11 protein-coding genes are annotated in these 9,240 nt (G+C 60.7%); 1 reads left to right on the forward strand and 10 read right to left on the reverse strand.

Annotated features, from left to right (window positions below):
- Together cfa and B3187_RS12230 are read right to left on the reverse strand one after the other, a co-directional pair.
- Nucleotides 1–1,102, reverse strand: a 1,102-nt coding sequence (gene cfa / locus B3187_RS12225; protein ID WP_286806748.1) for a cyclopropane fatty acyl phospholipid synthase, incomplete at its 3' end; no start/stop codon positions are given.
- A 174-nt stretch (nucleotides 1,103–1,276) separates the two neighbouring features.
- Nucleotides 1,277–2,041: an EAL domain-containing protein gene (locus B3187_RS12230; RefSeq protein WP_286806750.1), complete on the reverse strand. Its 765-nt coding sequence runs from the start codon at nucleotides 2,039–2,041 to the stop codon at nucleotides 1,277–1,279.
- A 309-nt stretch (nucleotides 2,042–2,350) separates the two neighbouring features.
- Here B3187_RS12230 and B3187_RS12235 point away from each other — a divergent pair, with 309 nt between their 5' ends.
- On the forward strand, nucleotides 2,351–2,533 hold the full coding sequence (locus B3187_RS12235; RefSeq protein WP_036160783.1) for a DUF2061 domain-containing protein: 183 nt from the start codon (nucleotides 2,351–2,353) through the stop codon (nucleotides 2,531–2,533).
- Here B3187_RS12235 and B3187_RS12240 read toward each other — a convergent pair.
- From B3187_RS12240 to B3187_RS12275, 8 genes are all read right to left on the reverse strand, one after another.
- Nucleotides 2,530–3,429, reverse strand: a complete 900-nt coding sequence (locus tag B3187_RS12240; protein ID WP_286806753.1) for a diguanylate cyclase — start codon at nucleotides 3,427–3,429, stop codon at nucleotides 2,530–2,532. The genes B3187_RS12235 and B3187_RS12240 overlap by 4 nt on opposite strands.
- Nucleotides 3,430–3,437: 8 nt before the next feature.
- A complete protein-coding gene (locus B3187_RS12245) occupies nucleotides 3,438–4,931 on the reverse strand; it encodes a methyl-accepting chemotaxis protein (protein ID WP_286806755.1) in 1,494 nt (497 codons plus the stop codon).
- 97 nt (nucleotides 4,932–5,028) lie between these two features.
- Nucleotides 5,029–5,793, reverse strand: coding sequence for a twin-arginine translocase subunit TatC (gene tatC, locus B3187_RS12250; RefSeq protein WP_123638340.1), 765 nt, complete (start codon nucleotides 5,791–5,793; stop codon nucleotides 5,029–5,031).
- Between the two features lie 8 nt (nucleotides 5,794–5,801).
- Nucleotides 5,802–6,293, reverse strand: a complete 492-nt coding sequence (gene tatB, locus B3187_RS12255; RefSeq protein ID WP_286806756.1) for a Sec-independent protein translocase protein TatB — start codon at nucleotides 6,291–6,293, stop codon at nucleotides 5,802–5,804.
- 101 nt (nucleotides 6,294–6,394) lie between these two features.
- Nucleotides 6,395–6,664, reverse strand: a complete 270-nt coding sequence (gene tatA / locus B3187_RS12260; RefSeq protein ID WP_286806758.1) for a twin-arginine translocase TatA/TatE family subunit — start codon at nucleotides 6,662–6,664, stop codon at nucleotides 6,395–6,397.
- Between the two features lie 15 nt (nucleotides 6,665–6,679).
- Nucleotides 6,680–7,033: a phosphoribosyl-ATP diphosphatase gene (locus tag B3187_RS12265; RefSeq protein ID WP_286806759.1), complete on the reverse strand. Its 354-nt coding sequence runs from the start codon at nucleotides 7,031–7,033 to the stop codon at nucleotides 6,680–6,682.
- A gap of 2 nt (nucleotides 7,034–7,035) precedes the next feature.
- Nucleotides 7,036–7,446, reverse strand: coding sequence for a phosphoribosyl-AMP cyclohydrolase (gene hisI, locus B3187_RS12270; RefSeq protein WP_286806760.1), 411 nt, complete (start codon nucleotides 7,444–7,446; stop codon nucleotides 7,036–7,038).
- Between the two features lie 170 nt (nucleotides 7,447–7,616).
- On the reverse strand, nucleotides 7,617–9,240 hold a 1,624-nt coding region (locus tag B3187_RS12275), incomplete at its 5' end, for a putative inorganic carbon transporter subunit DabA (RefSeq protein ID WP_286806761.1).

Consider the following 9,240-nt stretch of genomic DNA (forward strand, 5'->3'; position numbering starts at 1 on the left):
CCGCGCAACTCAGGAGGTAGTACTTCCACATGCGGTAAAAATGCCCCTGATCGTACTTGTCTTTCAGCTCCGGCCAGGCGGCGTCAAAGTTGTGCCACCAGGCCATCAGTGTGCGGTCGTAATCCGGCCCGAAGTTGTGCCAATCTTCCAGACGCAGCAGCCCCAGACTGGTGTCGTTGATCAGCTTGCGACAGGGGATTTCGCCGTTGGGAAAAATATACTTTTCAATAAACGGATCGACGCCATTTTGCTGCCGGTCCGTTCCGATGGTGTGCAGTAGAAACAGGCCGTCATCGGCGAGGAGGCGGCTGACCGTATCAAAGTAGGTGCGGTAATTTTTGTGCCCTACATGCTCGAACATGCCGACCGAGACGATGCGGTCAAACTGACCTTCCAGGGCCCGGTAATCCACCAGGCGGATCTCCACCGGTAGCCCGGCGCAGTGTTCCTGGGCCAGTCGCTGCTGCTCTTTGGAAATTGTGATGCCCGTGACCTTGGCACCGTAGTGGCGCGCGGCGAACTCGGCCAGTCCGCCCCAGCCGCAACCGATATCCAGCAGGGTCATGCCCGGTTTCAGTTCCAGCTTGCGGCAGATCATGTCCAACTTCTGGTACTGCGCTTCTTCCAGGTTGTCGGCGTCCGCCCAGTACGCACAACTGTAGATCATGCGGGAGTCGAGCATACGCCGATACAGGTCGTTACCGATATCGTAGTGAACCTCGCCGACCTTGAAGGCACGATTGGGGTCCTGCTTGTTGATCACCGCGGCGCTCAGGTACGCCTTCAGTAGTTGAAGCGTTCCGAACTTTTTCAGCCGACGCTCCAGGTGGGCGTGCAGCACGCGGGTCATCATCTCATCGATGCGATCGCAGTCCCAATGGCCCTGCATGTAGGCTTCGGCAAAGGCCAGGGGAGCGCCAGAGGACAGTGCGCGGGACAGGAACGAGGGATCGTATACCCGAATGTCCCAAGGACGATCACCGTTGATGCGGATGTCTGCTTCGGCCGCCAGTTCAATGAAAAACTGCTCGGCGGCGGTGTGTTTCTCGGTACTGGGTGGGGTTTGCTCTGCTGCTTCCGGGGCTGAGGTGGTGTTCGCCATAATCCATCATTCTCCTGCAGTTTTAAAAACAGGGAGGCGGTACGTCACTGATCCGCGCGTTTTCTTGACCTTAAGCTTAAAACATAGCGTTCGTAAACCGGCTTATCCAATAAATAAAAGTAATTTATGCCATTGTCATTGAGGGCGGTCGTTGGGGCCGCGCCTATGATTGATTCAGAGCGCGCTGTAATCCACATCTGGCAGGGCTTCCACCTCGGGCTTGGCCAGCAGGTAACCCTGGATCAGGTGAACGCCCATAGAGCGCAATGTGGTCAGCTCTCCAGCGGTTTCCACGCCCTCGGCGATAACCTCCACGCCCAGCTCTCGGCAGGTATTCACTACGCCCTGGACGATAGACTGGCGAATCCGGTTGGTATCGATATGCCGGATCAGGGCCATATCGAGTTTGATGATCCCGGGCTGAAAGTCCGCCAGCAGGTTGAGCCCGGCATGACCAGCGCCAAAATCGTCAATGGCGGTGGTGAAGCCTTGGGCATTATATTCCTCGAAAATACCCTCCAGGTGACCAGGATCGCCCACGGGCTCGGATTCGTTGACCTCAAAGATGATGCGGTTGCTCGGAAAATCATACTTATCCGCCGCCACGAGGGTGGCGCGAATACAGCTTTTGGGTTCGTAGACGGCGTTGGGCAGAAAGTTGATGCTCAGAAACGTGGTCATACCCAGCTTGGCTGCTAGCTCAATGGCTTTGGTTCGGCAGGATTGATCAAACTGGTAGCGATTGTCATCGGTGACTTGCTGGAGAATCTGGAAGGCGCCTTCGCCCTGAGTGCCGCGCACCAGAGCTTCGTAGGCGAACACTTCGCGCTTTTCAATATCCACAATCGGCTGAAACGCCATGGTGAACTCGAAGGGGAGTGAGGGGAGATCCCGACAGCGACTGCAGCCTGTGGCTATCTGGGGTTCGGATTGCGACATGAAAACCAGCCCTTTGCGTTTGAACGGCACTTCTTGGATGCCTTAGACGTGATGGATATGCCCACCCTCTCGACGGACGGCCGGCGAGTTCAGTATAGACAAGTTCTCCCCAAATAGCGTCATGCGAGGGCGCAAAAAAAGTGTAAAAATGCGCCATGTTTACACTGGCCGGCATTTCCTGGTTGTTAGTTCAGGGCTATCAGGGCGATATGGCAAATCAAGTTTATTTATAAATGGGAATCATTATTATGGTTGTAAAGGGCGGGAATTCCCTCGCCACCATGATGTTCAGAGGGTCGGGAGGCGATCATGACCAAAACAATGACGTTCGCTGTGTTGCACTTTACCGTGGCCTTCAGCGTGGCCTACGTGATCACCGGTAGCTGGGTGCTGGGCGGCGCGGTGGCGCTGATCGAGCCGGCGATCAACACCGTGGCCTACCACTTTCACGAGCTCGGCTGGAAGCGCCTGGAGCGCCGGGCGGCCCATTAGTCTGCGGCGCTCCGTTCCCGCAAGCGCTCCATGTCGAGCCAGTACTCCTCGCGGCTCCGGGGTGTTTCTTCCGTGAGAGTCGGGTTCTCCAGCGGGAAAGCGCGCCGCTCGGCGAGGTTTGAGCGGGTCAGCGCATCTTCAATCATCGGGTGCTGGAAGAAATACTCATCGTAGCGCCCGCTTTCCAGAGCTCGATCCAGCCCGCTGTGAATGGCCTCCGCCAGGGCCGCGTCTTCCTCGCTGACAAACAGGTAAAACGGCAGCGGATACACCAGAACCAGGCGATCCTCCACCGTCAGCGGCAAGTCCGGTCGTGCCGCCAGCTCGGTCCAGGGCTCCAGAACCCCGCGCGGGAAAGCGTCAAACCGACCGCCCTCCACCATATAGAACAGGTTGTCATACTTACTGGTAGTAATGACCTCCAGACCATTGGCCTCCAGAATCGCAATGTCGGGCCAGCCGGCGCCCTGCCCGAAGGTCAGACGGCTCAGGTCGGCCCTGTCTTCCACCCGGTTCATGGTGGATTGGCGATCCGGGTTGATGATGAAGACCCGGTAGCCCAGCAGGCCCTTCAGGAGCGGGAAGCGGATGGGACTCAGGCGGTTTTCCACTTCCTGGTTTGACGACAGCCACATCACGTCCATCTCGTCCGACTCCAGCCGCTCAATGGCGCGGGTCTGGGTGATGGGGTCATCGCTGATGGCGAGCTCGTAGTCGCCGTCCATAAACTCCAGCGCGACCCGCAGAGCGCCCACGGCAAACTCATCCAGTGGATGATCGGTCTGATTGACGCGCAGCGTGGTCTGGGCCTGGCTGGCGGCCGTGATGCCGATCAGGGCCAGAACCCCGCATCCGCGTCGTGCATGGCCGAACAGCCGCTGTAACCTGTGTGACATGGTGAGCCTCAAACTTTGAAGTTGTGCATGCGCCGCTGCAGTTCATTGTTTTCCTGCAGCAGCTCGTCTGAGCTGGCCCGCATGCTACGGGCGTTGTCCGACACTTTGCCCGATAGGGCGAAAACGGACTCGATGAAGCGATTCACCTCGCTGGCGACCGAGCTCTGCTCTTCCGCGGCGGTGGCCACCTGATGATTCATGTCGTTGATGGTGCTGATGTGGGCCTGAACGCTTTCCAGTACCTGTTGCACCTCTTTGCCGCTCTCCACGGTTTCCTGAGCCCAGTGGGTATTCTGCTCCATGGCATCGTGGGCCTCATCGGCGTGAGTCTGCAGCTGCAGTACGATCTGCTCGATCTCCTCGGTGGAGCTCTGGGTGCGCTGGGCCAGGGTGCGCACCTCATCGGCCACGACCGCAAAGCCGCGGCCCTGGTCCCCAGCGCGGGCCGCCTCAATGGCGGCGTTCAGGGCCAGCAGATTGGTCTGTTCGGCAATCGCGCGAATCACTTCAATGACCTTGCCGATATTCTGGCTGCTGTCCTTCAGCAGGGTGATCTTGTCGGCGGTCTGCTCGATCTGTTGGGTCAGGCGCAGAATATTGCTCTGGGATGACTGCACCACGCTGACCCCCCGGCTGGAGGCGTCGTGGGTATCCCGGGTGCGCTCGGCGGTTTCGCCCGAGGAACGGGCGACCTCTTCGGCGGAGGCCGAGAGCTGGTTGATGGCGGTGGAGGCCTGCTCCAGTTGCTTGAGCTGTTCGTCGGTAGAGTGGGAGCTGTCGTTGGATGCCTGGTTCATTTGCTGGACGTGCTCGTCGAAGGTGTTGGTCACCTCGACCACCCCGCGAATGATGGCGGCAATCTGGTCGATCACCCGGTTGTAGCTGTGTGACAGATGCGCAATTTCGTCTCCGCTGTCGGTCGGCAGGCGCCGGGTCAGGTCGCCACCGCCTTCGGCGATATGGGTCAGGTTGTCGGTAATCAGGTTCAGTGGTTTGAGAACGATGCGTCGAACCAGCAGCGCTAACGTGAACAACGCCGCCACCAACAGGGCTACGACCATGATTACGCCCAGGGACACCTGATTGCTCAGTACCTGCGCCATCTGCTCCGAAGAGAACACCACGTTGTAGCGGCCGATCACATCGCCATCGCGGATCACTTCCACCGCATCGCGCCGGTGTTGATTGCCGGGCGCGGCCTGGTCACTGACCTGGGCATCGGCCATGGCTTTGCCCCGGTGGTCGGTGATTTCCAGTTGGTCGATGAGTGCGGTATTGACCAGGGATTCGGCGATGGCCTCAAGCTGCTGGAAGTCATAGGCGAACAGGGGCTCGAGCAGCGACGAGTTGATCAGTTCAAGGTTGCGGTCAACTTCCTGTTCGAAGTTGCTCTGCTGCTGTCGTGCCAGATAGGTGTAACTGGCGGCCAGAATAATGGCGGCCACGGTGAGCATCAGCGCCGCCATGGCGGCCATGAGTTTGAAAGAGAGTGAGCGAAGCATAGGAGGCCCTGCTGCAATGGTTACTTATAGTAGTTTTCACCATTTATAGCACAGGTCGGAAAAATTTACACGCCGGAGTGGCGTCAAATATCTCTGTTTAGAGCTCCTGCTCTTCCTCCGCCTCCCGGGCGCGGTCCCGCCGGTACACCATGCGGCCAAAGAATACGCCCACCTCGAACAGCAGCCACATGGGCAGGGCCAGCAGCGTCTGGGAGATCACATCCGGTGGGGTCAGAACCATGCCCATGACAAAGCAGCCGACCACGACGTAGGGGCGTTTCTTGGCGATCCCGTCCGGGGTGATAATGCCGGCGTGAATCATCAGGATGGTGGCAATGGGAATCTCGAACGCCACCCCGAAGGCGAAAAACAGCTTGAGGACGAAGTCCAGGTACTTGGCCATGTCGGTCATCACCGCCACGCCTTCCGGCCCCACGCTGGTAAAAAACCCGAATATCAGCGGGAACACCACGAAATAGGCGAACGCCATACCGCCGTAGAACAGCACCACACTGGAGGCCAGCAACGGCAGAGCCAGCCGCTTTTCATGGGTGTACAGACCGGGGGCGATAAAGGCCCAGATCTGGTGCAGAATAAACGGCGCGGCCAGCAGCACCGCCACAAACAGGGTGAGCTTGAATGGTGTCAGGAAGGGGGAGGCCACGTCGGTGGCGATCATCCCCGCCGATTCGGGCAGGAATTTCTGCAGCGGGGCCGCCGTCAGGGTGTAAATATCGTTGGCAAAGTAGAACAGGCCCAGAAAGATCACCAGCACGATAATGATGATCCGCAGCAGGCGATTGCGCAGTTCGATCAGGTGCTGAACCAGGGGCAGTTCTTTGTCGTTCGGGGTTACGGTCATGCTCGGGCTCAGGAAGAGGGCGTCTGTGAATCGCGGGGTGCCTTGGCCGGCTCGGATGAGGCATCGGTGGGCTCGGAATCAGTGCCCTTGCCGTCCGCCTCGCGGGTGTCCGTATCGGCCCCGGAGCGGCTGGACGAGTCGCTGCTCTTTGGCTCCGTGTTCTCGTCTGGCTCAGTGTGCGCGTGATCGGGCCGCTCGGGCTCGTCTTCGTCCTTGTATTTTTTCAGCGGTGTCTGGAAGGAGCCTTCCTCCACCGCCTCCTGCACCTGGCGGCGGGTAGCTTCCAGGCTGCGCATCACCTCTTCATTGTGCAACTGGCGGCGAATATCGTCGGCGCCGAGCTGTTTCTCCAGCTCGCTGCGGGTTTCCCGCAGGCTGCGCTTGAGCCGGCCGATCCACAGGCCCACGGCGCGCGCCGCTTCAGGCAGGCGCTCCGGGCCAATGACCACCAGGCCCACAATCGCGATGATCAGCAGCTCAAAGAAACCGATATCGAACACTCAAACACCTTTCAAATAAGGCAGACACTGGATTGGCGCCCTCCCGCCCGGGAGTTGCGCCGCTGGCTCAGTCAGGGCATGCCCGAGGGCGTTGCCGGGGATCACGAGCGGTTCTTGTCTTCCGCTGCGGATTTTTCCTGCTGGGTCTGAGCGCTGTTCGGGTCGGTTTTGTCTTCGACGTTGCGCTTGGCGCTGTCGTCGTCTTGTTCGCTGTCTTTCTCGGCGTCGTCATCGCTGACCGACTTCTTGAAGCCCTTGATGGCTTTACCCAGGTCGCTGCCAATACTGCCCAGACGCTTGGTGCCGAACAAGAGAACCACAATGGCCAGAATGATCAGCAACTGCCAAATGCCAATTCCACCAAATCCCATAACCTTACCCTCTACTTATGTTTGGTTGTTGCGCGCCGCTTTTTCGGCGTGGCCGGATAAATCAAAGCGCCGCGCCAGCTCGTTGAGCACCGCGTCGGCATTTTCGCCTAAATGCGACAGCATGACCAGACTGTGGAACCACAAGTCGGCGGTTTCCATGATCAGGTGCTGGTTGTCGCCATTGCGTTCGGCATCCTTGGCCGCGAGCAGGGTTTCGGTGCACTCCTCGCCCACTTTCTCCAGAATCTTGTTCAGCCCCTTGGCGTGCAGGCTGGCGACGTAGGATGACTCGGGGTCCGCGTTCTGTTTGCGGGCCTCCAGAACGCGGGTCAATTCGGTCAGAACCTGCTCGGTGTTCGGTGTGCTCATGCTCAGTAAATCTCGTTGGGGTCTTTCAGAACCGGCTCCACGGTCTGCCACTGGCCGTCTTTCAGGGTCCGGTAAAAACAGGACTCCCGGCCGGTGTGGCAGGCGATACCGCCCAGTTGTTTCACTTTGAGCACAATGGCATCGGCATCACAGTCCAGCTCAATGCTTTTCAGCTCCTGCACATGGCCGGAGGATTCGCCTTTGCGCCACAGTTTACCCCGGGAGCGGGACCAGTATACGGCGCGGTTTTCCCGGGCGCTCAGGGCGAGGGATTCGCGGTTCATCCAGGCCATCATCAGAATGCGGCCGCTGTCGGCGTCCTGGGCGATGGCGGGAACCAGCCCATCGTCGTTCCATTTTACCTGATCGAGCCAGGCGCTCTGAGTATTGTCGGGGGTATCCGGAGTGCTCATGGTGATCTGACGCTTCGCAAGCGGTTAGTCGGAGCGAGAGTGTAGCAGCCCCGGGCCTGCGGCGTCACGATTCACCGCCGGCTTTTTGGCTCGCGCCGCCATTGGGGTGGGACGCGCCTTCCTTGGCGCTGAGTCAGTTGGCCGCTGAAGGCTCTTTTGACGCTGAAGGCTCAGTCCGTCGTGCGGGTCCAGTGGCCGTCGTGATAGGCCTGCACCGCTCCGGTTTCATCGTCGAGGCTGAACAGGTATAGCCAGCCATTGCCAGTCAGCGCCTGCAGGACCGGATGCTTGGCGATGATGGCGTCAATCGCCCTGGTCGGTGCGGCCAGGTAGGCGCTCAGACGCAAGGGCTCGTGCCGCCACTGCTCGCCATCGTGCAACGATTGCAGGGGCAGGCCAATGCGCAGGTCGCCGCCGTTGCCTTCAAACACGCCGATGTGGCCGCCGACCACGTTGTGCAACACTTTGTTGCCGCTGCCGAACTTCCGATTATCCAGCGTGGAGCCGTTGTATTGCATGTTGATCCAGTGGGCCACCACCAGGGGGGCGGTCATGATCAGCTCCAGGCGGCTGAACTCCGGGTCGGTACGCCAGTTGTAATCGTGCAGAAAGCTCCGCCCCTGCAGATCGATCGGGGCGGTCACCGAGCGCGGCGCGGCGATAAACGCGGCGTTGTTGGCCAGGCCCCATTCCGGGCGGGTCTGGGACCAGTCGCTATTGCGCTGTGTCAGTTGTTGATCCAGGTCGGCCTGATCGGGGCTCAACCCCAGGGCGGCCGCGCGTTCGCGCTGCGCTCCGGCGCTGGCCCGGCGCAACCACTCGGCGGTCTCGGCGCTCAGCCAATCCTCGCCCTCGAGCAGCTCGATCCGGTCGGTCACCGTGTGGTGCAGGGCCGGTACGAAGCGGCAATCGTCGGGCAGGGTGATGCCCGCCTCCGCCAGGGGCGAGCGCAGTGCCGGATCGTTGAGCAAGCGGGCCAGGGCGCGTACCGAGACTTCCCCCGATTGACCGCCGCAGGCGCCGCACTCCAGGCCCGCGGCGTGCGGGTTGTTCTGGGTGTGGCTGCCGTGGCCCACCAGCAGCACCCGTGAGGCGAAACGCTCGGTCAGCCCCATAGCGGTCAGTACGTTGCGCAACAGGGTGACCTGGTCGGCCTGGGTCAAGGGCTTTCCGGAGTCACGCCAGTGCCAACGCAGTGAACTCAGTTCAAGGCGTTTGGGCGCTTTGCCCGGCAACAGCGAGCGGCCCAACAGTTTGCCAGCGTACAGCAGGCCGCCGGCCTCCACGGCGGTGAAGGTGGCTGCGGCGGTTTGCGACCACTCCTGAAAGCGAGCGCTCCAGTTGAGCTGTCGTGCCTGGGCGTTGGCCTGCTCGGGGGTGCCCAGGCGCACTTCCACCTGAGGTGCCAGCAGTCCAGGCAGGTGCGGTTGGGCCAGCGCCGAGCCGGGGGTGACGACGCTCAGGGGCAAGCCAAAGAAACCGGCGAAGCCCAGTGTCTGGATGTCCGGGTTCTGCTGCTCCAGGGCGCGACGCAGAGGCTCCGAGCGCACATCGATGCAGAAAACGGCCTGCAGCGAGGGCGTGTCCGCCACCGTGTGGGGCGCGCGCACCGCCTGGGTCAGTGACCGGTTGAGTGGCTGTTGATAGGCCAGCTCGGCCGCCCGCTGCCACACCCACAGGGGCCGCTGGGCCTGACGGTGACGCTCGAACAGTTCGGGCAGGCTGTCCAGTTCGCGCCGCCAGAGCCAACTCAGGTTCTGCGCCTGCTCCGGGTTTTCCACGGTGCGCTCGATG

The sequence above is a fragment of the Marinimicrobium sp. UBA4209 genome, assembly GCF_002381585.1.
Classification (GTDB): domain Bacteria; phylum Pseudomonadota; class Gammaproteobacteria; order Pseudomonadales; family Cellvibrionaceae; genus Marinimicrobium; species Marinimicrobium koreense.